The organism is Aromatoleum sp. (genome assembly GCF_032027225.1).
GTDB lineage: Bacteria > Pseudomonadota > Gammaproteobacteria > Burkholderiales > Rhodocyclaceae > Aromatoleum.
This window is the reverse complement of record NZ_JAVSMM010000002.1, coordinates 308,540-332,928: the sequence shown is the minus strand read 5'-3', so window position 1 is coordinate 332,928 and position 24,389 is coordinate 308,540. Positions and strand designations below refer to the sequence as shown.

22 protein-coding genes are annotated in these 24,389 nt (G+C 64.4%); 17 read left to right on the top strand and 5 right to left on the bottom strand.

The features are described from left to right. Positions 1-431: 431 nt before the first annotated feature. From ROZ37_RS04745 to ROZ37_RS04725, 5 genes are all read right to left on the bottom strand, one after another. Entirely contained in the window at positions 432-644 is a 213-nt protein-coding gene (locus ROZ37_RS04745) for a DNA-binding protein (RefSeq protein ID WP_312657913.1), read from the bottom strand. 80 nt (positions 645-724) lie between these two features. Beyond that, positions 725-1,849: a Fic family protein gene (locus ROZ37_RS04740; RefSeq protein ID WP_312657912.1), complete on the bottom strand. Its 1,125-nt coding sequence runs from the start codon at positions 1,847-1,849 to the stop codon at positions 725-727. 548 nt (positions 1,850-2,397) lie between these two features. Then, on the bottom strand, positions 2,398-3,102 hold the full coding sequence (ubiG, locus tag ROZ37_RS04735) for a bifunctional 2-polyprenyl-6-hydroxyphenol methylase/3-demethylubiquinol 3-O-methyltransferase UbiG (protein ID WP_312657911.1): 705 nt from the start codon (positions 3,100-3,102) through the stop codon (positions 2,398-2,400). A 115-nt stretch (positions 3,103-3,217) separates the two neighbouring features. After that, positions 3,218-3,937, bottom strand: coding sequence for an OmpA family protein (locus ROZ37_RS04730; RefSeq protein ID WP_312657930.1), 720 nt, complete (start codon positions 3,935-3,937; stop codon positions 3,218-3,220). Positions 3,938-4,039: 102 nt separating this feature from the next. Next, entirely contained in the window at positions 4,040-5,359 is a 1,320-nt protein-coding gene (locus ROZ37_RS04725; RefSeq protein ID WP_312657910.1) for a TRZ/ATZ family hydrolase, read from the bottom strand. A 273-nt stretch (positions 5,360-5,632) separates the two neighbouring features. On the opposite strand from ROZ37_RS04725, the gene gyrA reads away from it, so the two are divergent. The 17 genes from gyrA (at position 5,633) to ROZ37_RS04640 (ending at position 24,349) form a co-directional block, all read left to right on the top strand. Further along, a complete protein-coding gene (gyrA, locus tag ROZ37_RS04720) occupies positions 5,633-8,275 on the top strand; it encodes a DNA gyrase subunit A (RefSeq protein ID WP_312657909.1) in 2,643 nt (880 codons plus the stop codon). 25 nt (positions 8,276-8,300) lie between these two features. Next, positions 8,301-9,401 (top strand): 3-phosphoserine/phosphohydroxythreonine transaminase, encoded by a 1,101-nt coding sequence (gene serC, locus ROZ37_RS04715; RefSeq protein WP_312657907.1) that lies wholly within the window; start codon positions 8,301-8,303, stop codon positions 9,399-9,401. 33 nt (positions 9,402-9,434) lie between these two features. After that, entirely contained in the window at positions 9,435-10,499 is a 1,065-nt protein-coding gene (pheA, locus tag ROZ37_RS04710) for a prephenate dehydratase (protein WP_312657906.1), read from the top strand. Between the two features lie 40 nt (positions 10,500-10,539). Continuing rightward, positions 10,540-11,637, top strand: a complete 1,098-nt coding sequence (hisC, locus tag ROZ37_RS04705) for a histidinol-phosphate transaminase (protein WP_312657905.1) — start codon at positions 10,540-10,542, stop codon at positions 11,635-11,637. Between the two features lie 19 nt (positions 11,638-11,656). Beyond that, entirely contained in the window at positions 11,657-12,559 is a 903-nt protein-coding gene (locus tag ROZ37_RS04700; RefSeq protein ID WP_312657904.1) for a prephenate dehydrogenase/arogenate dehydrogenase family protein, read from the top strand. A 2-nt stretch (positions 12,560-12,561) separates the two neighbouring features. Further along, positions 12,562-14,496 carry a bifunctional 3-phosphoshikimate 1-carboxyvinyltransferase/cytidylate kinase gene (locus tag ROZ37_RS04695; protein ID WP_312657903.1) on the top strand — a complete coding sequence of 645 codons (1,935 nt, stop codon included), beginning with the start codon at positions 12,562-12,564 and terminating at the stop codon, positions 14,494-14,496. Positions 14,497-14,600: 104 nt separating this feature from the next. Next, positions 14,601-16,310, top strand: coding sequence for a 30S ribosomal protein S1 (rpsA, locus tag ROZ37_RS04690; RefSeq protein WP_312657901.1), 1,710 nt, complete (start codon positions 14,601-14,603; stop codon positions 16,308-16,310). A 12-nt stretch (positions 16,311-16,322) separates the two neighbouring features. Then, positions 16,323-16,607 carry an integration host factor subunit beta gene (locus ROZ37_RS04685; protein ID WP_312657899.1) on the top strand — a complete coding sequence of 95 codons (285 nt, stop codon included), beginning with the start codon at positions 16,323-16,325 and terminating at the stop codon, positions 16,605-16,607. 97 nt (positions 16,608-16,704) lie between these two features. After that, positions 16,705-17,019 (top strand): LapA family protein, encoded by a 315-nt coding sequence (locus ROZ37_RS04680; RefSeq protein ID WP_312657897.1) that lies wholly within the window; start codon positions 16,705-16,707, stop codon positions 17,017-17,019. 5 nt (positions 17,020-17,024) lie between these two features. Further along, on the top strand, positions 17,025-18,200 hold the full coding sequence (lapB, locus tag ROZ37_RS04675) for a lipopolysaccharide assembly protein LapB (protein ID WP_312657895.1): 1,176 nt from the start codon (positions 17,025-17,027) through the stop codon (positions 18,198-18,200). Between the two features lie 62 nt (positions 18,201-18,262). Beyond that, positions 18,263-19,585: a UDP-glucose/GDP-mannose dehydrogenase family protein gene (locus tag ROZ37_RS04670; RefSeq protein ID WP_312657893.1), complete on the top strand. Its 1,323-nt coding sequence runs from the start codon at positions 18,263-18,265 to the stop codon at positions 19,583-19,585. A 108-nt stretch (positions 19,586-19,693) separates the two neighbouring features. Then, positions 19,694-20,584 (top strand): cysteine synthase CysM, encoded by an 891-nt coding sequence (cysM, locus tag ROZ37_RS04665; RefSeq protein ID WP_312657891.1) that lies wholly within the window; start codon positions 19,694-19,696, stop codon positions 20,582-20,584. After that, on the top strand, positions 20,532-22,604 hold the full coding sequence (locus ROZ37_RS04660; RefSeq protein WP_312657889.1) for a hypothetical protein: 2,073 nt from the start codon (positions 20,532-20,534) through the stop codon (positions 22,602-22,604). The genes cysM and ROZ37_RS04660 overlap by 53 nt, the downstream gene beginning before the upstream one ends. A 62-nt stretch (positions 22,605-22,666) precedes the next feature. Beyond that, positions 22,667-22,858, top strand: a complete 192-nt coding sequence (locus tag ROZ37_RS04655; protein WP_312657887.1) for a hypothetical protein — start codon at positions 22,667-22,669, stop codon at positions 22,856-22,858. After that, positions 22,855-23,280, top strand: coding sequence for a YdbL family protein (locus tag ROZ37_RS04650; protein WP_312657885.1), 426 nt, complete (start codon positions 22,855-22,857; stop codon positions 23,278-23,280). Before ROZ37_RS04655 ends, ROZ37_RS04650 begins: the two co-directional genes overlap by 4 nt. Continuing rightward, a complete protein-coding gene (locus ROZ37_RS04645; protein WP_312657883.1) occupies positions 23,280-24,143 on the top strand; it encodes a 3'-5' exonuclease in 864 nt (287 codons plus the stop codon). The genes ROZ37_RS04650 and ROZ37_RS04645 overlap by 1 nt, the downstream gene beginning before the upstream one ends. Beyond that, positions 24,104-24,349 carry a GlsB/YeaQ/YmgE family stress response membrane protein gene (locus ROZ37_RS04640; protein WP_312657881.1) on the top strand — a complete coding sequence of 82 codons (246 nt, stop codon included), beginning with the start codon at positions 24,104-24,106 and terminating at the stop codon, positions 24,347-24,349. The genes ROZ37_RS04645 and ROZ37_RS04640 overlap by 40 nt, the downstream gene beginning before the upstream one ends. The last annotated feature ends 40 nt before the right edge of the window (positions 24,350-24,389 follow it).

The following is a 24,389-nucleotide window of genomic DNA, read 5'->3' as shown; positions in this document are numbered from 1 at the left end:
ACGGAATTGCGGACACGGGTTCAATTCCGCAAACGGGAATTCAACTGGCGTCCTGCATGATGCACTTGTCTGGTGACCTCGGACGGGCAGCACTGATAGGATTGACAGCAGTAGGGGCTGGATTCCGTACCTTTCCGCAGGAGTTCGCAGCGGTTCTAAGGCGCTGAGTTACGTAGGTTTGGCGCAGGGTTCCACCCCACCCATACCCCGCAAGTGTTCGATTCTTTCCGCAGGGACCCGCAGGAGTTCGAAATAGTCCGCACAGTCTGATGGTAGGTTGTTGATTTTCAACAAACCGCTTGATCGGTCCGCGCTTGCGGACTGCGGACTTTCAATACCCCGGCAATCTGGCTTGTAAGCGTCGTCGCTGGTGCCGTCGTGTTGCGAAACGTCGGTACTTGGCAATATCTACCGACGATACGGAACATCCTTCAGCCGGCACTGGTCTGCGCCACGACCGTCTTGGTCGAGGTCGCCAAGCAGGACTCCTCATAGGCCTCGATGTCGATCTGGCGGTAGATCACCCGGCCGCAGAGCTTCAGGAACTTGGGTCCGAGCCCCTCACTGCGCCAGCGCTCCAGGGTGGCCTCGCTGAGATGCCAGCGCGCGGCCAGTTGCTTTTGATTGAGGTGAACGACGTCCATCTTGGTCTCCTTCCGAATGAGTTGGCAGGAGTCCATGAAGGCGCTGTTCCGCCCACGAGCCAAGTTAATTCCAGACGCGGCTACTCTGGCAGATCGTTCAGCTCATAGCTGGTGCTACGCCCACCCGCATCCGTTTTCCGCAATACACCTCGCCCAAGTAGATCGTTGATGTCACGCAGAGCCGTGTCCGGCGAACACTTGGCAATGGCCGCCCACTTGCTGCTGGTGAGCTTGCCTTCGAAGCCGTCGAGCAGTTTGTTGAGCAACTTCACCTGTCGCTCGTTCAACGGCATGGTCGCCCAGCGCTGCCAGAAGCGAGCCTTGGTCAGCACGGCGTCGAGCGTGTGCTGCGCCTGATCGACAGCGCGATGCAGCGTATCGAGGAACCAGGCGAGCCACTCGGTGACGTCCATCGATCGCTTCTGGGTCCGCTCCAGGATGTCGTAGTAGGCCTTGCGCTCCCGCTGGATCTGCGCCGACAGACTGTAGAAGCGTTGCGGGCTGCCGTCGGCACGCGCCAGCAGCAGGTCGCCGATGGCCCGAGCGATACGTCCGTTGCCGTCGTCGAACGGGTGCAAGGTGACGAACCAGAGATGCCCCAGGCCGGCCTTGAGGAGCGGCGGTTCGTTCAGCGCTCCATTCACCCAGTCGAGGAATCGGCTGGTTTCAGACTCCAGACGATCGGCGGGCGGCGCCTCGAAATGCACGCGCTGGCGACCGATGGGCCCGGAGACTACCTGCATCGGACCACTGGCATCGTCGCGCCAGCCGCCGACCTCGATCTTGGAGAGGCCTGAGTAGCCGGTAGGAAACAGCGCTGCGTGCCAGCCGAACAGCCGCTCCCGCGACACCGGCGCATGGCAGTTGGCGGTGGCATCGAGCCCCATCTCGACCACGCCTTCGACGTGGCGATCGACCGGGGCGAGCGCGCCGATGTCCACGCCCAGCCGGCGGGCGATGGATGAACGCACGGATTCGACATTGAGCTGCTCGCCCTCGATCTCGCTGGTCTTGACCACGTCCTCGGTGAGCGCGGCCAGGCTGGCCTGGTCGCGCAGCGCCATGCCCACGTCGGCCAGGCGGCCCATCAGGAGCCCTTGGGCACGACTGACCTCGGCCATAGGTCCAGCCAGAGCTGCCAGGTCGAAGCGCCAGGTCGGCCAGTCGCTGGCCTGCCAGATGTATTTGTAATCACCGCTATTCATGCGGCGATTATGGGCCGAATTCTCCGCATGTGCAAGTTATTCACCGCACAGGATGCGGAGAAAGATGACGCCATTCGCCGGAAGAGGGTTCCGGGCCGGTGCCACGCGTCCGAAATGGGTGTAAATGGGTGTGCTTTTGGTCGGGGCGACGGACGCGGGTTCGATTCCGCGTTTGGGAATTGAACTGGCCCCGGAAAGCAGACGAGGTTGAACGGCATTTCCGGTGACCGATCAAGGCGAAAAACCTGTTTGATCGTCCGCCGCCGAAGGGCGCTCCGGCAGACTTTTCGATCGAGTTCGCAATGGTTCGCAGGAGCCCGCAGCGCTTCGATTCCGTACTTTCAATAGTCGTTTGATGCGGGGTACCATCCCACCACCAATACCCGAAACCCCCGACCGTCAGGTTCGGGGGTTTTCTTTTTTTGCACCGAGACCTGCCATCGACGCGGGGGGCGCCTGCTCGGACGAAACCGGGTCAAGCGCAAGCATTCTATGTCCCGATCATCAGTGGACGGTTTCGCGGCACTCGCACTTCCGAGACGAACGGTTCAAGCCAGGCGCTTCGCGTGAACCAGATAATTCACATCCGTGTTTTGCCCCAACGAGTAGGTCTTCGTCAGCGGGTTGTAGCTCATGCCGAGGAGTTCGATGGTATCGAGTCCCGACGAGCGGCAATATCGCGAAAGCTCGGACGGCTTGATGAATTTCGCGTACTCGTGTGTGCCGCGCGGCAACAGGTTTAGAACGTATTCCGCGCCGAGAACAGCGAGCAAATAGGCTTTCACGTTTCGATTGATCGTCGAAAAGAAGACGTCACCTCCGGGTCGGACCAATCGCGCACAAGCCGACACCGTGCTCGCGGGATCGGGCACGTGCTCCAGCATTTCCATGCAGGTAACGATATCGAAACTCGCCGGTTGTTCGGCGGCGAATTGCTCGGCGCTGGTGAGGCTGTAATCGACCTTTTGCCCGCTCTCGAATAAATGCAGGCGCGCGACGCCGAGTGCCTTTTCTGAAAGGTCGATTCCGCAGACGGACGCGCCGAGGGAAGCCATGCTCTCAGCGAGGATTCCACCGCCGCAGCCCACGTCCACGACGCGTTTTCCGCTCAGTCCCGCGCACCGATCGATCCATCCCAAACGCAGCGGATTGATTTCATGGAGCGGTTTGAATTCTGAAGCCGGGTCCCACCAGCGATGAGCGAGATCACTGAATTTCTGCAATTCGATCGGATCAGCATTCGTCTTCGTCAATTTGAAAATCCTCGCGATTTATCGGTCTGAGACCGTCACTCGCACCCGATGTTCGGCTCGCTAAATGAAAAAGCCCTGCCTAAGCAGGGCTTTCCGACAGCAGGTGCGTAACGAGTTAGCGCGTGCCGATCACTTCGACTTCAACGCGGCGATCCGGCTGGAGGCACTCGATCAGAGCCTTGCGACCGAGTTTGTCCGAGCAGTTGTTGCCGGTTACCGGCTGACGCTCGCCCTTGCCTTCGGTGTAAATGCGGTTGGCTTCGATGCCCTTGCCGACGAGGTAGGTCTTCACCGCATTCGCGCGACGCTCGGAGAGTTTCTGGTTGTAGGCATCCGAGCCGAGGCGATCGGTATGACCGACGGCGAGAATGACTTCCAGCTTCACATCCTTGGCCTGGGCGGCCAGTTCGTCGAGCTTGCTGCGGCCTTCCGGCTTCAGGACTGCCTTGTCAAAATCGAACAGCGTGTCGGCAGACAGTTTCACCTTCTCCGCGGTGGGGCGGGGCGCAGCGGCCGGAGCCGGGGCGGGAGCCGGGGCCGGCGCAGCAGCGACGACGCACTTGTCCTTCGGAACGATGTCGCTGTCGCATTCGCAGCCCGCCGGGAATTGGCCGGCCATCGCCGTCCCCGCTGCCGCCGGGCTCCAGTAACCCGTTCTCCAGCACAGGCCGGTGCCGCTGCGGGCGACCGCGTTGCGGGCGTCGATCGCGTAGGGAACCTCACCCTTGCCATCGACCACGACGTCCTTGGTCTGGGCGAACGCGGCGGAGGCGGAAAGGCCGATCGAGGCAATTGCGGCCAGTGCGAACATCTGCTTTTTGGTCTGTTTGATCATGATTTCCTCGTCGATGGGCAGGAGGATGAGTAGGGCGACTGTTTTTAACCGGCGGATGAATTCTTCCATACTCGCCAAGAGTAAGAGCTAAACATATCCAGTTCAGCTACTGAGCCTAGTTTGCCACACGGCCGCAAACGCGAGCAATTCAGCGTTGTTTAATTGCAACATCGATAGTCCTTTATTTACGCGGATTTCGCCGCTTACCCACACGTGCGACACATGCTCCCGGCCGGCGACGTACGCGAGATGGGAGGCCGGATCGAAGCATGGGCGGGTCTCGATGCGGTCGAGCGCGACCGCACAAAGGTCCGCTTCCTTGCCCGCAATTATCGAGCCTATGCGGTCGCCGAGTCCCAGGGCGCGAGCGGGATTGAGCGTCGCCATGCGAATTGCGGCGTGAGCCGGGATCGCCGTGGCATCGAGCGTCGAAACCTTCGCGAGCAGGCTCGCATGACGCATCTCCTGGAGTATGTCGAGGCGGTTGTTGCTTGCGGCGCCGTCGGTGCCGAGGCCGACGTTGATCCCCGCGTCGAGCAGCCGGGTGATCGGCGCGATGCCGCTCGCAAGCTTCATGTTCGAAGTCGGGCAATGGGCGATGCTCGCGTCGCTGCGCGCGAGGATGTCGATGTCCGAGGCGTCGAGATGGACTGCGTGAACGCCGATGACGTTCGAGCCGAGCAGGCCGAGTCTCGCCAGCCGCTCCAGCGGGCGTACCCCATGCTGGGCGATTGAATCGGCGACCTCCTGTGCCGTCTCGTGAACGTGGACGTGGATGCCGGCGTCTAGTTCGGCGGCGAGGGTCGCGATGCGGGCGAGCGTCGCGTCCGAGACGGTGTAAGGGGCGTGCGGCGCGAACGAAAAACCGATGCGCGGGTCGTGGCGCCATTTGTCGCGCGCAGCGAGCCCCTTCCGAAGGTAATCGTCGGCGTCGCTGGCGTAGGGCGTCGGGAAGTCGAGCACGGTGACGCCGACGATCGCGCGCATTCCGGCGCGGGAAAATGCTTCGGCGGCCGCGCCGGGATAGAAATACATCTCGTTGCATGTGGTGATTCCGCCGCGAAGCATCTCGGCCGCTGCGAGCAGCGTGCCGTCGCGCACGAAGTCCGGCGACATGTGCTTGACCTCGGCCGGCCAGATCGCCTCCTGCAGCCAGCGCATCAGCGGCAGATCGTCAGCGATGCCGCGCATCAGGCTCATCGCCGAGTGAACATGGAGGTTGACCAGGCCGGGCATCAGGATGTGCTCGGGCAGTTCGACCGTTTTCTCCGGATGAAAGCGTGAGTGCGCGTCGTCGCGCGGCAACACGGCGACGATGCGGCCGGCGCGTACCGCCACGGCGTGATGCTCGAGTACGGTATCGGCCGGCTCGACCGGGATGATCCAGCGTGCGTTGATCTGCAGGTCGATTGATTCACTCAAGCTATTAACTCCCCGATTTTCAGAAGCGGCGGGCGAGGCCGAAAGTGCTTGAAGCATAGCGCGGCGGCCGTGCCTCCGCGAACGCGGGGTTGGGGCGCGTGCTCGTGGGGGGGGGCGGACAACAGTCGCGCAGGGGGCCGACGCCGTAGTTAGCGATCGCATCTTCATGCGCATCGCGGGACATCCCCGCGGCTCCGGTCGGAAACGGTCCTGGGGGTCCGGCGTGGTAACATTCCACGCTTTTGATCAAGCGGTTTTCGCCGCTGCGGCTAAATGACCCTGTTCGCAAAGGAAACGTTGCCGATCAGTCTCGAAGACGAGATGCGGCACTCCTATCTGGATTACGCGATGAGCGTGATCGTCGGGCGCGCGCTGCCCGACGCGCGCGACGGCCTCAAACCGGTTCACCGGCGCGTGTTGTTCGCGATGCATGAGCTGTCGAACGACTGGAACAAGGCCTACAAGAAGTCCGCGCGTATCGTCGGCGACGTCATCGGCAAATACCACCCGCACGGCGATTCCGCGGTCTATGACACGATCGTCCGCATGGCGCAGGACTTTTCGCTGCGCTACATGCTCGTGGACGGCCAGGGCAACTTCGGTTCGGTCGACGGCGACAGCGCCGCGGCGATGCGTTACACGGAAATCCGCATGGCGCGGATCGGCCATGAACTTCTCGCCGATATCGACAAGGAAACGGTCGATTTCGGGCCGAACTACGACGGCTCCGAGAAAGAGCCGCTGATCCTGCCGGCGAAGATTCCGAACCTGCTGATTAATGGCTCGTCCGGTATCGCGGTCGGCATGGCGACCAATATTCCGCCGCACAACCTCGGGGAAGTCGTCGATGCCTGCCTGAAGGTGCTCGAGAACCCGGACGTCGACATCGAGGAGCTGATCTCGATCGTCAAGGCACCGGATTTTCCGACGGCGGCACTGATCTACGGTCTGTCGGGGGTGCACGAGGGTTACCGTACCGGACGGGGCCGCGTCGTGATGCGTGCGCGCACCCACTTCGAGGATCTCGAGCGCGGAAACCGCCAGGCGATCATCGTCGACGAGCTGCCGTACCAGGTGAACAAGCGCACGTTGCTCGAGCGCATCGCCGAGCTCGTGAACGAGAAGAAAATCGAAGGCATCAGCGAGATCCGCGACGAGTCCGACAAGTCGGGCATGCGCGTCGTCATCGAACTCAAGCGTAACGAAGTGCCGGAAGTGGTGCTGAACAACCTGTTCAAGCAGACCCAGCTGCAGGACACGTTCGGCATGAACATGGTCGCGCTGGTCGACGGCAAGCCGCGCACGCTGAGCCTCAAGCAGATGCTCGACTGCTTCCTGTCGCACCGGCGGGAAGTGATCACGCGGCGCACCGTGTTCGAACTGCGCAAGGCGCGCGAGCGCGGGCACATCCTGGAAGGCCTTGCCGTCGCGCTGTCGAACGTCGACGAGATCATTGCGCTGATCAAGGCGGCGCCGACCCCGTCGGATGCGAAGCGCGAGCTGATGGCGCGCACTTGGCGCTCCGCGCTCGTCGAAGAGATGCTCGCACGGGCGCTGGCCGACAGCTACAGACCCGAAGGACTGCCGCCCGAATTCGGCATGTCGGCCCAGGGCTACCGGCTATCCGATGCGCAGGCCCAGGCGATCCTGGAGTTGCGCCTGCAGCGTCTGACCGGGCTCGAGCAGGACAAGATCGTCAACGAGTACCGCGAGGTGATGGACGTCATCACCGACCTGCTCGACATTCTTGCGAATCCGGCGCGCATCACCGCGATCATCGTCGAGGAGCTGAACGCGGTCCGCAATCAGTTCGGCGACCCGCGGCGCTCCGAGATCGTGCTCAATACCGCGGAAATCAACATCGAAGACCTGATCGCGCCGGAGGACATGGTCGTCACGCTGTCGCACGCGGGTTACTTCAAGCGCCAGCCGTTGACCGATTACCGCGCGCAGCGGCGCGGGGGGCGCGGGAAGCAGGCGACCGGCATGAAGGATGACGACTTCATCGATCACCTCTTCGTCGCGAACACGCACGACTACATCCTGTGCTTCTCGAGCCGCGGTCGCGTCTATTGGCTGAAGGTCTACGAGGTTCCTGAAGGCACCCGAAATTCGCGTGGTCGGCCGATCGTGAATCTCTTCCCGTTGGTCGAAGGCGAGAAGATCAACGCGGTTCTGCCGGTGCAGACGTTCGACGACGATCATTTCGTCTTCATGGCCACCGCCGAGGGCACCGTCAAGAAGACCGCGTTGACTGCGTTCTCCAATCCGCGCAAGGCCGGCATCATCGCGGCGAACCTCGACGACGGCGACCGGCTGATCGGCGTGGCGATCACCGACGGCAACAGCGACGTGATGCTGTTCTCCGACGCCGGCAAGGCGGTACGCTTCCCCGAGGGCGACGTGCGGCCGATGGGACGCGAGGCGCGCGGCGTGCGCGGGATGAACCTCGAGGACGGTCAGCGCGTCATCGCAATGCTCGTCGCGAAGGATGAAACGCTGTCGGTGCTGACCGCAACTGAAAACGGCTACGGCAAGCGCACGCCGGTCGCCGAATACACCCGCCACGGTCGCGGTACGAAAGGCATGATCGCGATTCAGACCTCGGATCGGAACGGCAAGCTCGTCGGTGCCTGCCTCGTCGACGAAAGCGACGAGGTGATGTTGATCTCGACTGGCGGCGTGCTGATCCGCACGAAGGTGCAGGATATCCGTGAACTCGGCAGGGCAACCCAGGGTGTCACGCTGATCAACCTCGACGAAGGCACCTGGCTCGCCGGAATCGAGAAGGTCGCCGAATCCGAAGTGGGCGAGGCGAACGGCGACGACGAGCAGAACGGCGCAGTGCCCGACGCCGCAAATGGTGAGGCTTCCGACGGAAGCGAGGATGGGCACGGCGAGGGCCTGCCGGAGTAAGACCAGCAAGCTGGAGATACGGACGATGACGCGCGTATTCAATTTCAGTGCCGGCCCTGCGGCGCTGCCCGAGCCGGTGTTGCGGCAGGCAGCCGAGGAGATGCTCGACTGGCACGGCGCCGGCTGCGGCGTGATGGAAATGAGCCACCGTGGCAAGGAATTCACGTCGATCATCGAGCGCGCGGAAATCGATTTCCGCGAACTGCTTGCGATCCCCGACGAATACCGGGTGCTGTTCCTGCAAGGCGGTGCGACGCAGCAGTTCGCGCAAATCCCGATGAACCTGCTCGCCGGCGGCTCGGCCGATTACCTCGTCACCGGGACGTGGTCGAAGAAGGCATACAGCGAGGCGAAACACTTGGCGGTCGCGCTCGGCGGCGGGGCGCGTCTTGCCGGCAGCACCGAGCAGGACGGCTTCACGCGCCTGCTGGACGCCGAAGAACTCGAACTCGACGAGAACGCGCGGTATCTGCACCTCTGCACGAACGAGACGATCCACGGGGTCGAGCTGCGCGACCCGGCGCGGTTGCCGCGTACCGCCGTCCCGATCGTCGCCGACATGTCGTCGCACATCCTGTCGCGGCCGATCGACGTGAATCGTTACGGGCTGATCTACGCCGGGGCGCAGAAGAACATCGGCCCGTCCGGGCTCGTGATCGTCATCGTCCGCGAGGATCTGCTCGGCCGTGCGTCGGCGGTGACACCGGCCGTCATGGACTACCGCGTGATGGCCGACAACGGTTCGATGCTGAACACGCCTCCGACCTACGCGATTTACGTCGCCGGCCTCGTCTTCCAGTGGCTCAAGGGTCAGGGCGGCCTCGCGGCGGTCGAGGCGAACAACATTGCGAAGGCGAAGCTGCTCTACGATTTCCTCGATGCAAGCGATTTCTACGCGAACCCGGTCGAACCGACGGCGCGTTCGCGAATGAACATTCCGTTCCTGCTGCGCGACGAGTCGCTCAACGATGCGTTCCTCGCAGGCGCGAAGGAAGCGGGTCTCGCGCAGTTGAAGGGGCATAAGTCCGTCGGCGGAATGCGCGCCTCGATCTACAACGCGATGCCGCTCGCAGGCGTCGAGGCGCTGGTCGATTACATGCGCGATTTTTCAGCACGCAAGGGCTGAACGGGGAAACGGATCAAGGGGCGAAGGGCGAGGATGAGCGACGAACTGCTGCAGCTTAGGAACAACATCGACCGGCTCGACGAGGAAATACTGCTCCGGCTCGCCGAGCGCGCCCGCAACGCGCAACGCATCGGCGAGGTCAAGCAGGGGAACCTCTATCGGCCGGAACGCGAGGCGCAGGTTTTGCGCCGTCTCGGCGAAGCGAACCCCGGCCCGCTGCCGGACGCGTCGGTGCAGCGGATCTTCCGCGAAATCATGTCCGCGTGCCTCGCGCTCGAGCGCCCGCTTCGCGTCGCGTACCTCGGCCCCGCCGGCACATTTTCCGAGAGCGCGTCGCGCAAGCATTTTGGCTCGGCGCCGAATTTTGCGCCGGCGGCGACGATCGAGGATGTCTTCCGAGCCGTCGAGGCCGGCAACGCGGATTATGGCGTCGTTCCGGTCGAAAACTCGACCGAAGGCGCGGTAGGCGGGACGCTCGACCTGTTGCTCGGGAATCCGCTGCAAATTTGCGGCGAAGTCAATCTGCGCATCCATCAGCATCTGCTGTCCAAGGCAGACGGCATCGGTGCGGCGAAGCGCTTGTATTCCCACGCCCAGTCGCTCGCGCAATGCCACGAATGGCTGAACCGCAAGCTCGCCGGCCTGTCGCGCGTGCCGGTCGCGAGCAACGCGGAAGCGGCGCGGCTCGCCGCCGAAGACCCGGAGTCCTGCGCGATCGCCGGAGAGGCGGCCGCGGAGCTTTACGGGCTGAACGTGCTTGCCGCGAACATCGAGGACGAGCCGAACAACACGACGCGCTTCCTCGTCATCGCGCACCACGACGCGGAGCGCTCCGGGCACGACAAGACTTCGCTCGTCTGCTCGGCCGCGAACCGACCGGGAGCGATGCACTCGCTGCTCGCTCCGCTCGCGCAGCACGGCGTCGGCATGACCAAGCTGGAATCGCGCCCGGCCCGCGCCGGCTTGTGGGAGTACGTGTTCTACATGGATGTCGAAGGGCACCGCGACGACCCCGAGGTAGCCGCCGCGCTTAAGGAACTGAACGACCGGGCGGGTTTCGTGAAGGTGCTCGGCTCGTACCCGGTCGCGGTGATCTGAACGGGCCGCGCAGGCAAGAGATACTAGTCAGGAGATCGCAATGACCGTCGCCAGCAAGGCTCCCGAATACATCCGCCGGATTTCACCGTACGAACCCGGCAAGCCGATCGGCGAACTCGCCCGCGAAATGGGGATTCCGGAAGCAGGCATCGTGAAGCTCGCTTCGAACGAGAATCCGCTCGGAATGAGCAGTCTGGCGAAGGAGGCCGCTGCGGCCGCACTCGTCGCCGGCGAGCGCTACCCCGACGGCAACGCGTTCGATCTCAAGGCTGCGCTGTGCTCCCGCTTCGGCGTTCAGCCGGATCAGCTCGTGATCGGCAACGGCTCGAACGACGTCCTCGAACTCGCGGCGCGGGCGTTCCTCGGCGCGGGGCGGTCGGCGGTGTTCTCGCAGCACGCATTCGCCGTCTACGCGCTGTCGACAAACGCCACCGGCGCTGTCGGTATCGAGGTGCCCGCGAAGAACTTCGGGCACGACTTGCAGGCGATGGCCGCCGCGATCCGGCCCGACACGCGCATCGTCTTCATTGCGAACCCGAACAACCCGACCGGCACCTTCCTCGACGGGGCGGCGATCGAGGCCTTCCTCGCGAGCGTCCCGTCGGACGTGCTCGTCGTGCTCGACGAGGCCTACACGGAATACCTCGGCGCGCAGCAGCGCTACGACAGCCTTGCGTGGCTGCCGCGCTTTCCGAACCTGCTGGTCTCCCGCACGATGTCGAAAGCGTACGGCCTCGCGGGTTTGCGTGTCGGCTACGGGATCGGCCACCCGGAAGTCGCGGACCTGATGAACCGCGTCCGGCAGCCGTTCAATGTCAGCAGCGTCGCCCTCGCGGCGGCCGTCGCGGCGCTCTCCGACGTGGAATTTCTCGAGCGGACGGCGGACCTCAACAGTCGCGGAATGGCGCAGATCACCGAAGCGCTCGCGGAACTGTCGCTCGAATGGATTCCGTCGGCCGGCAATTTTCTCGCGTTCAAGGTCGGCGACGCCGCGGCGGTCAATCGCGCGCTGCTGCAGCAGGGCGTGATCGTGCGCCCAATCGCGGGCTATGGCCTGCCCGAGTGGTTGCGGGTGTCGATCGGGCTGCCCGAAGAGAACGCGCGGTTCATCGCGGCGCTGCGACAGGCGCTTTCGTGATTTGGCGAGGGTGATTCGGATGGCGGTGATCGAGAAGCTCGTCGTCTGCGGGGTCGGTCTGATCGGCGGGTCGTTTGCGCTCGCACTCCGCCAGGCCGGTGTCGCGAGGCGGATCGTCGGCATCGGGCGCAGCGAGGCGTCGCTCGCACGGGCGGTCGCGCTCGGCGTGATCGACGAGGCCACCAACGACTGGAGCAGGGCGCTCGACGGCGCGGATTTTGTACTGCTTGCCCCGCCCGTCGGTCAGATGGACGCGGTGATGGCTGCGATGGCGCCGCATCTCGCGGCCGGAACGATCGTCACCGATGCCGGCAGCACGAAGCGCGACATCATCGAAGCCGTTTACCGTCATCTCGGCGCCCACCTGGCGAGCGTCGTGCCTGCGCATCCGATCGCGGGTGCCGAAAAGAGCGGCGTCGAGTCCGCGTTCGCGAGCCTGTATGCCGGGCGCAAAGTCGTCGTCACGCCGCTGCCCGAGAACGAACCTGCCGCGGTGCTGCGGGTGCGCGAGGTATGGGAGGTCTGCGGCGCCCAGATCCACGAAATGCCGCCGCAGGAGCACGACCGCGTGTTCGCGGCGGTGAGCCATCTGCCCCACCTGCTCGCGTTCGGGCTCGTCCACGACCTTGCAGGCCGGGCAAACGCCGACCAGCTCTTCAACTTCGCGGCCGGCGGCTTCCGCGATTTCACGCGCATTGCGGGCAGTCATCCCGAAATGTGGCGCGACATCTGCTTGGCGAATCGGCAGGCATTGCTCGCCGAACTCGACCAGTACCTCGCGGAACTCGCGTATCTTCGCGCGCTTCTTCTGTCGGGCGACAGCGAACGGCTCGAGCAGCTTTTCGATGAGGCGCGGACCGCGCGCAATACCTGGGCCGAGCAGTTTTCGGGGCCGCCCGACCCGACTTTCCCTTCGGAGTGATCATGGATTTTCTCGATCTTCCGCCGATGCTGGGCGCGCGCGGCTGCGTGCGCCTGCCCGGTTCGAAGAGCATTTCGAACCGCACCCTCCTGCTCGCGGCGCTCGCCGAGGGCAAGACCGAGATCCGCGATCTGCTCGCGTCGGACGACATCGAACGGATGCTCGATGCGCTGCGCGCGCTCGGCATCGAGTGGTCGCGTGACGGTGAAAGCGATACGTATCGCGTCACCGGGGGGGCGGGCACCTTCCCGGTGAAGCACGCCGATCTGTTTCTCGGCAACGCGGGCACCGCGTTCCGCCCGCTGACCGCGGCGCTCGCGTTGTCGGGCGGCGAGTATCGGCTGTCGGGCGTGCCGCGGATGCACGAGCGGCCAATCGGCGATCTCGTCGATGGTTTGCGGCAGGTCGGGGCCGACGTGCGCTACGCGGGTACGGAAGGTTTTCCTCCGCTCCATATTCTTCCCGCGGTGATCCGGCCGGGCGGCGTCGTGCGCGTACGGGGCGACGTTTCGAGCCAGTTCCTGACCGCGTTGCTGATGGCGCTGCCGCTGACCGGAGTCGAGACGACCATCGAGGTCGTCGGCGAACTGATATCGAAACCGTATATCTCGATCACGCTCGAACTGATGAAGCGTTTCGGCGTGGACGTGCGGCGCGAGGGGTGGGCGCGTTTCGTTGTCCCCGGCGGTGTTCGCTATCGCAGCCCGGGAACCGTTTTCGTCGAAGGCGATGCCTCGTCGGCGTCGTATTTCCTCGCGGCCGGCGCGATCGGCGGCGGTCCGGTGCGCGTCGAGGGCGTCGGGCGCGACAGCATCCAGGGCGACGTGCGTTTTGCCGAGGCGCTTTCGACCCTCGGCGCCGAGATCCGAGTCGGCGACAACTGGATCGAGGCTGAAGCCTCGCGAAAAGGCCGGCTGAAGGCGTTCGACCTCGACCTGAACCACATCCCGGATGCGGCGATGACGCTCGCGGTCGCGGCGCTCTTCACCGACGGTCCGTGCCGACTGCGCAACATCGCGAGTTGGCGCGTCAAGGAAACCGATCGCATCGCGGCGATGGCCACGGAACTGCGCAAGGTCGGCGCGACGGTGGAGGAGGGCGCCGACTACCTGTGCGTGACGCCGCCCGACGAGCTGACGGCGGCCGCGATCGACACCTACGACGACCACCGCGTCGCGATGTGCTTCTCGCTGGTCAGCCTCGGCGGTTGCCGCGTGCGGATCAACGACCCGAGATGCGTCAATAAGACGTTCCCGACCTACTTCGAGCGCTTTCTCGACATCGCGCAGCCGGTCCCGGTCGTCGCGATCGACGGTCCGTCGGCCTCAGGTAAAGGGGCCGTCGCCGCGCGCGTCGCCGCGGCGCTCGGTTATCACTATCTCGACAGCGGTTCGCTGTACCGTCTCGTCGCGCTCGCGGCAATCAAGGCAGGTGTGTCGTTCGACGACGAGCGGTCGCTCGCGGAACTTGCGGCCGGACTCCCGGCACGCTTCGAGCCCGCAAGGGTGTTTCTCGCCGACGTCGACGTGACCGACGCGATTCGCTCCGAAGACTGTTCCGCCGGCGCCTCGCGCGTGGCCGTGATGCCCGACGTGCGCGCGGCGCTCCTCGATCGCCAGCGCGATTACCGGCGTGTTCCGGGACTCGTTGCCGAGGGGCGTGACATGGGCTCGGTCGTTTTCTCCGACGCGGCGACGAAGATCTTCCTCACCGCCACGGCCGAGACGCGCGCAGAGCGTCGTTATAAGCAGTTGATGGAAAAGGGGATGGCTGCTAACATGGAGAGTCTTTTGAAGGATCTTCAGGATCGGGACGCGCGTGACGCCGCCCGGCCCGTGGCTCCGTTGAAGAAATTGCCGGATGCGGTGCTGCTCGATACGACCGAATTGGACATCGACCAGGCCGTCGGTTTCGTGCTGGACCGGGCGCGCTCCTGATCGAGCGTCTCGGAGGTGGGTAGCCGGATCTTGTCCGAGTGCTGCCTATTGTTAAATCAACCCCTGCGTGCCGCTTTCGGGCGGTTTTTGGATTACCATTCTTTATGACGACTGCCACCCCCGTTTCCGATTTCCAGGAAAGTTTCGCCGATCTGTTCGAAGAGAGCCTTTCCCGGCAGGAAATGCGCTCCGGCGAGGTGATCACCGCCGAAGTGGTCAGCATCGACCACAACTTCGTTGTCGTGAATGCCGGCCTCAAGTCCGAGAGCTATGTTCCCATCGAAGAGTTTCGCGATGACCGCGGTGAACTCGAAGTCACGGTCGGCGATTTCGTTCACGTCGCCATCGACGCGCTGGAAGACGGTTACGGCGAAACGCGCCTGTCGCGAGAGAAGGCCAAGCGTATCGCCGCGTGGAACGACCTCGAGCGGGCGCTCAACGAAGGCACGCTGGTCAAGGGTCTGATCTCGGGTCGCGTGAAGGGTGGTCTGACCGTCATGACCAACAGCATCCGTGCGTTCCTGCCGGGCTCGCTGGTCGATATGCGTCCGGTCAAGGACACCTCGCCGTACGAAGGCAAGGAATTCGAATTCAAGGTCATCAAGCTCGACCGCAAGCGCAACAACGTGGTTGTGTCGCGCCGCGCCGTGCTCGAGGAGACGATGGGCGAAGAGCGCGAAAAGCTGCTCGCGAACCTCAAGGAAGGCACCGTCGTCAAGGGTATCGTCAAGAACATCACCGATTACGGTGCGTTCGTGGATCTGGGCGGCATCGACGGCCTGCTGCACATCACCGACCTCGCGTGGCGTCGCGTGCGTCACCCGTCCGAAGTGCTCAACGTCGGTGACGAGATCGACGCGAAGGTCCTCAAGTTCGACCAGGAAAAGAACCGCGTCTCGCTCGGCCTCAAGCAACTCGGCGAAGATCCGTGGGTCGGCATCTCGCGCCGCTACCCGCAGGGCACCCGCCTGTTCGGCAAGGTGACGAACATCACCGACTACGGCGCGTTCGTCGAAGTCGAGCAGGGCATCGAGGGCCTGGTCCACGTGTCCGAGATGGACTGGACCAACAAGAATATCCACCCGACGAAGGTCGTCCAGCTCGGCGACGAAGTCGAAGTGATGATTCTCGAGATCGACGAGGACCGCCGCCGCATCTCGCTCGGCATGAAACAGTGCATGTCGAACCCGTGGGACGATTTCGCGATCAACCACAAGAAGGGCGACAAGGTTCGCGGCCAGATTAAGTCGATCACCGACTTCGGCGTGTTCATCGGCCTCGAGGGTGGCATCGACGGTCTGGTTCACCTGTCCGACCTGTCGTGGAGCGACGCGGGTGAAGAGGCCGTGCGCCGCTTCAAGAAGGGCGACGAAGTCGAGGCGGTCGTGCTGGCGATCGATGTCGAGCGCGAGCGCATCTCGCTCGGCGTCAAGCAACTCGAAGGCGATCCGTTCACGAACTTCATCGCAACGCACGAGAAGAACAGCATCGTCAGCGGCGCCGTGAAGTCGGTTGACGCGCGCGGTGCGGTGATTGCGCTGAACGACGACGTCGAAGGCTATCTGCGCGCTTCCGAAGCGGCCGCGCATCGGATCGACGACCTGACGACCGTGCTGAAGGAAGGGCAGGACGTCGAGGTGATGATCATCAACGTCGATCGCAAGACGCGTTCGATCAACCTGTCGATCCGGGCGAAGGACCAGGCCGAGCAGAGCGACGCGATGCAGAAGTTCGCCGCGGATAGCTCTGCCGCCAGCGGTACGACCAACCTCGGTGCACTGCTGAAGGCCAAGCTCAACGAGCAGAAGCACTAAGCTCCCGCTGTCATGACCAAATCGGAGCTGATTGCGAGGCTGGCGGCGCGCTTTCCGCAGCTGGTCGCAAAGGACGCCGATTACGCGGTCAAGATGGTGATCGATGCGATGTCCGACGCGCTCGCGCGGGGGGATCGCATCGAGATCCGGGGGTTCGGTAGCTTCGCGCTGAACTACCGGCCGCCTCGCGTGGGACGTAACCCCAAGTCCGGCGACAAGGTGCTCGTGCCGGAAAAGTACGTGCCCCATTTCAAGGCGGGCAAGGAGTTGCGGGAGCGCGTCGATATTGCCGGATGATTCGCGGCAATCGGGTTGGAGTTTGCAACACAATAGTGTGGGAAGGCGGCGCGAGCCGCCTTCTTTTTTGCCTTTCGCTCGGAGATAATCGACGCCCATGCGCATCGTAATGTGGATAATCCGGCTGCTTCTGTTCTTCTTCCTGTTCGGTTTCGCAGTGAAGAACGACCACCTCGTGAGCCTCCAGTTCTTCTTCGGGAGCCATTGGCAACTGCCGCTGGTGTTCGTGATCCTCGTGGCCTTTTCGGCCGGCGCGCTGCTAGGAGTGACGGCGACCTTCGGCTCGCTGCTGCGGCAGCGCCGTGAGATCGGCAAATTGCGGCGACAGCTCGATCGCGCGACGCGGGAACGCGAGGCCGTGCCAGTGCCGACGGAGCGTCTGCCCGAGGTCCAGGCGCCCGAGATGTTCTGAACAGTATGGACATCGAATTCTGGTGGCTGTTGGCGCTGCCGCTTTTCTTCGCGCTCGGCTGGCTCGCCGCGCGTATCGACATTCGTCAGGTCGTCCATGAATCGCGCGCGTTGCCGCGTTCGTATCTGTCCGGCCTGAACTTCCTGCTGAACGAGCAGCAGGACAAGGCGATCGACGCGTTCATCGAGGCGGTGAAGATCGATCCGCAGACGGTCGAGCTGCATTTCGCGCTAGGCAACCTGTTCCGGCGCCGCGGCGAGACCGATCGGGCGATCCGGATGCACCAGAACCTCGTCGATCGCGAGGATCTTTCCGAGGAGCAGCGCCTGCAGGCGCTCGCCGAACTCGGACAGGATCACCTGAAAGCCGGGCTGCTCGACCGCGCGGAAGCTGTGTTCGCACGGCTTCGCGGTTCGCGTCTCAATGACCTCGCGATGCGATTCCTGCTCGAGATTTATCAGCAGGAAAAGGACTGGGAGAAGGCGGTCGAAGCTGCCGAGGCGCTCCCGGGGCACGAGAGCGTGCTGTGGCGCAAGGAGGTTGCGAATTTCTACTGCGAGCTCGCGACGTCCGCGCTGGCGAGTTCGCGCCTGGATGCGGCCCGTCGTTACCTGGATGAGGCGTTCGCCGTCAATCGGCGCTGCGTCAGGGCGAGCCTCGTGCTCGGGGACGTGCTCGTCGCCGAGCAGCGCTACGAAGAAGCGATCGAGACCTGGAAACGGGTCGAAAGCCAGGATCCCATCTATCTCGCGCTCGTCGCGGAGCGAGTCATGGAGGCGCACCGGAAGCTCGATCGCGTCGAGCAGGGTCAGACCTTGTTGCGTTCGTGGCTCGAGCGCCACCCGTCGTTGGATCTGCTCGACGAAGTCTTCCATTGGGAACTCGAAAAGGCGGGTGCCCGAGCGGCTTACGATCTCGTTCGCGAAGAACTGCGCCGCAATCCGACGCTGCTCGGACTCGACAAGCTTCTCGAAGCAGCGCTGCTGAACGCTCCGGTCGAGCAGCGCAGCGACATCGAGCTCGTCAAGCAACTGATCCACGGTCATACCCGCAGGGTCGCCCGCTACCGCTGCACCGAATGCGGTTTCAAGGCGCGTCAATTCCAGTGGCGTTGCCCCGCATGCGGCGGTTGGGAGACCTATCCGCCACGCCGGACGGAGGAATACGACCTCGAGCCTTGAGGCGGTCCGGCGGTCCTTCGCGAACAGCGATCGAAGTCTCACCTTTCAATCGAGGGCGCATCATGAAGATATCTGTCGTTGGAACTGGATATGTCGGACTTGTCAGCGGCGCGTGTCTTGCCGATGTCGGCAATGACGTGCTGTGCCTGGACCTCGATCCCGAGAAGATCCGGGTCCTCGAGGCTGGGGACATTCCGATCCACGAGCCGGGACTGCTCGAGATCGTCCGCCGCAACGTCGCTGCCGGACGCCTGTCCTTCACGACCGACATCGAGGCAGCAGCCCGATTCGGGACGATGCAATTCATCGCGGTCGGCACTCCGCCCGACGAGGATGGCTCGGCCGACCTGCAGTACGTGCTCGCCGCGGCGCGCAACATCGGCCGCTACATGGACGGCTACCGCGTGGTCGTCGACAAATCGACGGTTCCGGTCGGGACCGGCGACCAGGTCAGCGCAGTGATCGCGGAGGAGTTGCGCCGACGCGAGTCGGACCTCGAATTCAGCGTCGTGTCGAATCCGGAGTTCCTTAAGGAAGGCGCCGCGGTCGAGGATTTCATGCGCCCGGACCGCATCATCGTCGGCGCCGAGGACGAACGTGCGATCGAGTTGATGCGCGAGCTTTACGGCCCCTTCCAGCGCAATCGCGAAAAGGTCCTCGTCATGGACGTGAAGAGCGCGGAGATGACGAAATACGCGGCTAACGCGATGCTGGCTACGCGGATCAGCTTCATGAACGAGCTCGCGAACCTCGCCGAGACGCTCGGTGCGGACATCGAACTCGTGCGCCAGGGGATCGGCTCGGACCCGCGTATCGGCTGGCAATTCCTGTACGCGGGTTGCGGGTATGGCGGCTCGTGCTTTCCGAAGGATGTGAAGGCGCTGGTGCGCACCGGTCGCGAATCCGGCCACGAGCTTCAGATCCTGAATGCCGTCGAGTCGGCGAATGAGGCGCAGAAGCTGCGGCTCGTCGACAAGATCGTCGCGCGCTTCGGCGAAGATCTTTCGGGCAAGCATTTCGGCCTGTGGGGGCTCGCGTTCAAACCGAATACCGATGACATGCGCGACGCGCCGAGCCGGACGATCGTTGCCGAGTTGTTCCGCAGGGGCGCGAGCGTCGCGGCGTACGATCCAGTTGCTGTGACCGAAGCTCGACGCATTTTCGGCGACGATGCGCGCCTGAGCTTCGTCGAGCGTCCGATGAGTGTGCTCGAAGGCGCCGATGCGCTGGTGATCGTTACCGAATGGAAGGAGTTCCGCAGCCCGGACTTCGAACGCATGCGGCAGATGCTGAAGACGCCGGTCGTGTTCGACGGACGCAACATGTACGAACCGGCCGTGATGAAACGCTACGGCCTCGAGTATCACGGCATCGGCCGTCGCTGAGCGGGTTTTCCGGCGCGGCGCTGCTATAAGCTTATGCCGCCGCGTCGGGGTGTCCGGTCGCGGCGCCCGCTTAATATCGGGCATCCGCAGCAGATGGAATACCGGGAAATGGAATACAAGACGCTCGAAGACTACGTCGGCCATACACCGCTCGTGCGCTTGAAGCGCATCGGCGCGGGACGCAACAACGTCATCCTCGCCAAGCTCGAAGGAAACAACCCGGCGGGCTCCGTGAAGGACCGGCCGGCGCTGTCGATGATCGTGCACGCGGAGGCGCGCGGCGACATTCGACCCGGCGACACGCTGATCGAGGCGACCAGCGGCAACACCGGCATCGCGCTCGCGATGGCGGCGGCGATGCGCGGGTACCGGATGATTCTCGTGATGCCGGAAAACCAGAGCATCGAGCGCCGACAGACGATGCGCGCGTTCGGCGCCGAACTCGTGCTGACGCCGCGCGAAGGCGGGATGGAAATGGCGCGCGACGTCGCCGACCGGATGCGCGACGAAGACAAGGGCATCATCCTCGACCAGTTTGCAAACCCGGACAATCCGCTGTCGCACTACGAGGCGACCGGCCCCGAAATCTGGGAGCAGAGCGGCGGACGCATCACGCATTTCGTCAGCAGCATGGGGACGACCGGCACGATCATGGGCTGCTCGCAGTACCTGAAGGAGAAGAATCCCGCGATCCGCATCATCGGCTGCCAGCCCGAGGAAGGGTCACAGATTCCGGGCATCCGCAAGTGGCCGGAAGCCTACTTGCCCAAAATCTACGAAAAACCGCGGGTGGACGCGCTCGAATACGTCAGCCAGGCGGACGCCGAGGAGATGACGCGCCGGCTCGCGCGTGAGGAAGGGATCTTCGCGGGCATTTCGTCGGGCGGGGCGCTGCACGTCGCGGTGCGACTCGCGGCCGGACTCGAGAACGCCGTGATCGTCTCCATTGTCTGCGATCGTGGCGACCGTTACCTGTCGACCGGCGTTTTCCCGGGCTGATTGTCGCCGCCGGCGCAGGCTGGACGGTTTCCCTGCCGGCCATTTCGCGCTTCTCGTTCTTCTGCTGATCGTCGTCCGGCCGGCGCTTGCGGCCGTCGGTTCGCTGTACCTCGAACTCGGCCGCTTCGAGCATCCCGCGTTCGTCATCGACGGGCTGACCCTGCGCATAGACGGCGACGGCAAAGCGGCGCGCATGGAGCTTGCGCGCATCGAGGCCGGCGGGCACCGGTGGGAGCGGTCGAGCATCCACTGCGCCCGGTTCCGGTTCGATGCGGGCGTCCTCGACTGCCGTGCGGGTACGCTCGCGCTGCCCGGCGTGATCGACACCGCGACGGTCGATTTCCACTTCGACCTTGGAGGCAGGACCGGCGAGGCGTCGCTGCGCTACGGCGGCGGCGAGTCGATCGATCTGGCGGTGGGCCGGGATGGACGGCTCGGGCTTCGGCTCGCGAACGTCCTCATCGCCCGACTCGCCGCCGCGCTCCCCGAGCTCGCGTCGTGGCAAGCGAACGGGCGCCTTGACGGTCGTCTCGACTATTCGCCCGGCACGAACGGCGGCAAGCTCGCCGCCTCGGCCACACTCACGGACGCCGCGTTCGCGAGCGCAGACGGCCTTCGTGCCGCGGAGAAGCTTGCGCTCGACCTCGACCTGCGCGCCTCGGCTGCACAGCAGGGATGGAACTGGGAGGCGCGCGTGGCGTGGACCGGCGGTGAAGCCTATTGGCATCCGGTGTATCTCGTCGCGGGCCCGGTGGTCGACGCGGCGGGGCGGTACAGCCAGGGTTCGCTCAGCGTCGATCGCGCGCATCTCGAGCTCGCAGGCGTGCGTACGATCGCCGCGACGGGCGAGTTCGACCTGCAAGCGACTGCCGTGCGCCGCCTTGCGCTTTCGGTCGCCGATGCCGATCTCGCTGTCATCGGTCCGCGCTTTCTCGCGCCGGTGCTGGCTCCCGCCAAAGCGGAACACCTGCGGTTCGCCGGCGGGCTGAGCGCCGGCATCGAGATCGAAAACGGCGTGCTGCAGGCGATCGACGTGGCGCTCGATGAGGCCGGGTTCAGCATGGCCGACAAGGCGCTGAGTTTCGGCCCGCTGACCGGCGTCGTCCCCTGGCGCGCCGACAGTGAAATGCGGGCCAAGTTGGAGGTCGGTGGCGGTCGCTGGCAGAAACTCACGCTCGGTGAATTCGACGTCGTCGCAAGTCTTACCGGTTCGCGCATCGATGTCGAACGCGTCGCGGTGCCGCTGCTCGACGGCGCATTCGTCGTCGACGAACTCTCGCTGCGCAAGGAAGCGACGGGTTGGCACGGGCGCGGCAAGCTCGTCGTCGAGCCGGTGTCGATGAGCCTTCTGACCGCCGTGGTCGACCTGCCCGCAATGTCCGGAACACTGGCCGCATCGCTGCCGAACCTGCGCGTCTCGCCCGGCGAGATTTCGGTCGATGGCGCGCTCGTGATTTCGGTCTTCGGCGGCTACCTGCAGGCGACCGGGCTGCGTCTTCTCGAACCTTTCGGCGTCGCACCCCATCTTTATGCGGATGTCGAGGCGCGGTCGATCGACCTCGGGCAACTCACCGAAACCTTTTCGTTCGGCAGCATCACCGGTCTGATCGACGCGGACATTCGCGCGCTGGAACTCGCCGGCTGGCGGCCGGTGCAGTTCGATGCGCGCGTCGCGAGCAGTCCGGGGTCCTACCGTCGCCGGGTCAGCCAACGGGCGGTGCAGAACATCGGCGCGCTCGGCGGGGCCGGCGCGGTCGCGGCGCTGCAGCGCGGCTTCATCGGCTTGTTCGACACCTTCGGCTATCGCGACATCGGCTTTTCGTGCGTGCTGCGCCACGGCGTATGCATGGTGGGTGGCCTTGCCGACGTCGGCGGAGCGGGCGAAGGGTTTTATCTGGTGCGCGGCGGCGGCGTCCCGGCGCTGAATGTCATCGGCTACAATCGCCGCGTCGATTGGAACGAGCTGATCGGCCGGTTGCAGCGGGTGATCGCATCGAACACCGCGCCGATCGTCCGCTAGCGATCGCCGCCCCGGTGGCGCCAACATTCTTCCCGGCTAGCGCCGGCTCTCCAGGAGTCCGCATGACCGCTCTCCGCAGCATAGCGATGCTCGGCGCGATCGTCGCCAGCACCAGCGCGTGCGTAACGATCAACATCTATTTTCCGGCCGCGGCTGCCGAGAAGGCTGCCGATCGCATCATTGATGACGTGTGGCAGCTACGCGAGCGCGCGACGCCGGCCGCGCCGCAACCGGTGGAAGGAGAGGCAAAATGATCCCGCTGATGACCGTTGTCCGATCGTGGCTCGCGATCATCCTGTTCGCCGCCGCCGGGCTTGCCGTGGCGCAGGGCAACCTGGAGATCGACACGCCCGCGATCGGGGCGCTGAAGCAATCCATGCAGCAGAGGCATGCGCAGCTCGCGCCGCTGTATGACTCGGGTGTGATCGGACTCGCCGCCGATGGAAACATCACGCTGCGCGATGCCTCCGGACTGCCGCTCGCCCAGCGCGGTCCGGTGAATGCGCTGGTCGCCGCTGAAAACGCCGATCGTGCGGCGCTCTATCGTGAGATCGCGCGCGCGAACGGCCATCCCGAATGGGAAGCCGATGTGCGAGCGACCTTCGCCGAACGCTGGATCGACCGTGCCCCTGCCGGCTGGTGGGTGCAGCGCGGTGGGGGCTGGGGGCGCAAGTGATGCCGATCCTCGTCTTCGACATCGAAACGATCCCCGACGTCGCGGGCATCCGCGCGCTCAACGACCTGCCCGCCGACCTGAGCGACTACGAGGTGGCCGAGTTCGCGTTCCAGCAGCGGCGTGCCGCGAACGGCAGCGACTTCCTGCAGCATCACCTGCAACGCATCGTGACGATTTCGTGCGCGCTGCGCGACGCCAACCAGTTCCGCGTGTTCTCGCTGTCCGAGCCCGATTGCACGGAGGGTGAGATCGTGCAGCGCTTTTTCGACGGCATCGAGCGCTACACGCCGCAGATCGTGTCGTGGAACGGCGGCGGTTTCGACCTGCCGGTGCTGCATTACCGCGGTCTGCAACATGGCGTTTCGGCGCCGCGCTACTGGGACCAGGGCGAGGGTGATTACCACGATTCGCGCGATTTCAAGTGGAACAACTACATCGGCCGCTATCACAGCCGCCATCTCGACCTGATGGACCTCCTCGCGCTGTATCAGCCGCGCGCCAATGCGCCGCTCGACGAGCTCGCGAAGCTGATGGGGTACCCGGGGAAGCTCGGGATGGACGGTTCGGCGGTCTGGACGGCGTGGCAGGAGGGGCGTGCGGCGGAAATCCGCGACTACTGCGAGACGGACGTCGTGAATACCTATCTCGTGTATCTCGGCTTCCAACGCATGCGCGGCCAGCTCGACGCCTCGGCGCATGCGGCGGAACTCGCGGTCGTCCGGGAAGCCCTCACGCGGATCGACGCACCGCACTGGAAACAGTTTCTTGCAGCATGGCCCGAGAGGGCATCCGAAGATGGACGGGGATCAGGCAGGAGGGAGGCATGTCCATCATCGGAACAATCGTCATCGGGTTCATCGTAGGGTTGATCGCCCGTTTGCTTCACCCGGGCCGCGACGGGATCGGCATCATCCTGACGACGCTGCTCGGTATCGCAGGCGCGATGCTCGCGACCTACGGCGGTCAGCTCCTCGGCTTCTATCGCGCCGACGAGCCCGCCGGTTTCATCGGCGCGATTGTCGGCGCGATCATCATCCTGTTCGTCTTCACCCGTCTGCGCCGTCGGTAGCCGGCGCAAAAAAACGGCCGGCATGTCGCCGGCCGTTCGT

Bases quoted from the DNA above. Each gene is read 5' to 3' on its own strand.
- ROZ37_RS04745 (WP_312657913.1), bottom strand. From the start codon at position 644: ATGGACGTCGTTCACCTCAATCAAAAGCAACTGGCCGCGCGCTGGCAT.
- ROZ37_RS04740 (WP_312657912.1), bottom strand. From the start codon at position 1,849: ATGAATAGCGGTGATTACAAATACATCTGGCAGGCCAGCGACTGGCCG.
- ROZ37_RS04730 (WP_312657930.1), bottom strand. From the start codon at position 3,937: ATGATCAAACAGACCAAAAAGCAGATGTTCGCACTGGCCGCAATTGCC.
- gyrA (WP_312657909.1), top strand. From the start codon at position 5,633: ATGACCCTGTTCGCAAAGGAAACGTTGCCGATCAGTCTCGAAGACGAG.
- serC (WP_312657907.1), top strand. From the start codon at position 8,301: ATGACGCGCGTATTCAATTTCAGTGCCGGCCCTGCGGCGCTGCCCGAG.
- pheA (WP_312657906.1), top strand. From the start codon at position 9,435: ATGAGCGACGAACTGCTGCAGCTTAGGAACAACATCGACCGGCTCGAC.
- hisC (WP_312657905.1), top strand. From the start codon at position 10,540: ATGACCGTCGCCAGCAAGGCTCCCGAATACATCCGCCGGATTTCACCG.
- ROZ37_RS04700 (WP_312657904.1), top strand. From the start codon at position 11,657: ATGGCGGTGATCGAGAAGCTCGTCGTCTGCGGGGTCGGTCTGATCGGC.
- ROZ37_RS04695 (WP_312657903.1), top strand. From the start codon at position 12,562: ATGGATTTTCTCGATCTTCCGCCGATGCTGGGCGCGCGCGGCTGCGTG.
- rpsA (WP_312657901.1), top strand. From the start codon at position 14,601: ATGACGACTGCCACCCCCGTTTCCGATTTCCAGGAAAGTTTCGCCGAT.
- ROZ37_RS04685 (WP_312657899.1), top strand. From the start codon at position 16,323: ATGACCAAATCGGAGCTGATTGCGAGGCTGGCGGCGCGCTTTCCGCAG.
- ROZ37_RS04680 (WP_312657897.1), top strand. From the start codon at position 16,705: ATGCGCATCGTAATGTGGATAATCCGGCTGCTTCTGTTCTTCTTCCTG.
- lapB (WP_312657895.1), top strand. From the start codon at position 17,025: ATGGACATCGAATTCTGGTGGCTGTTGGCGCTGCCGCTTTTCTTCGCG.
- ROZ37_RS04670 (WP_312657893.1), top strand. From the start codon at position 18,263: ATGAAGATATCTGTCGTTGGAACTGGATATGTCGGACTTGTCAGCGGC.
- cysM (WP_312657891.1), top strand. From the start codon at position 19,694: ATGGAATACAAGACGCTCGAAGACTACGTCGGCCATACACCGCTCGTG.
- ROZ37_RS04655 (WP_312657887.1), top strand. From the start codon at position 22,667: ATGACCGCTCTCCGCAGCATAGCGATGCTCGGCGCGATCGTCGCCAGC.
- ROZ37_RS04650 (WP_312657885.1), top strand. From the start codon at position 22,855: ATGATCCCGCTGATGACCGTTGTCCGATCGTGGCTCGCGATCATCCTG.
- ROZ37_RS04645 (WP_312657883.1), top strand. From the start codon at position 23,280: ATGCCGATCCTCGTCTTCGACATCGAAACGATCCCCGACGTCGCGGGC.
- ROZ37_RS04640 (WP_312657881.1), top strand. From the start codon at position 24,104: ATGTCCATCATCGGAACAATCGTCATCGGGTTCATCGTAGGGTTGATC.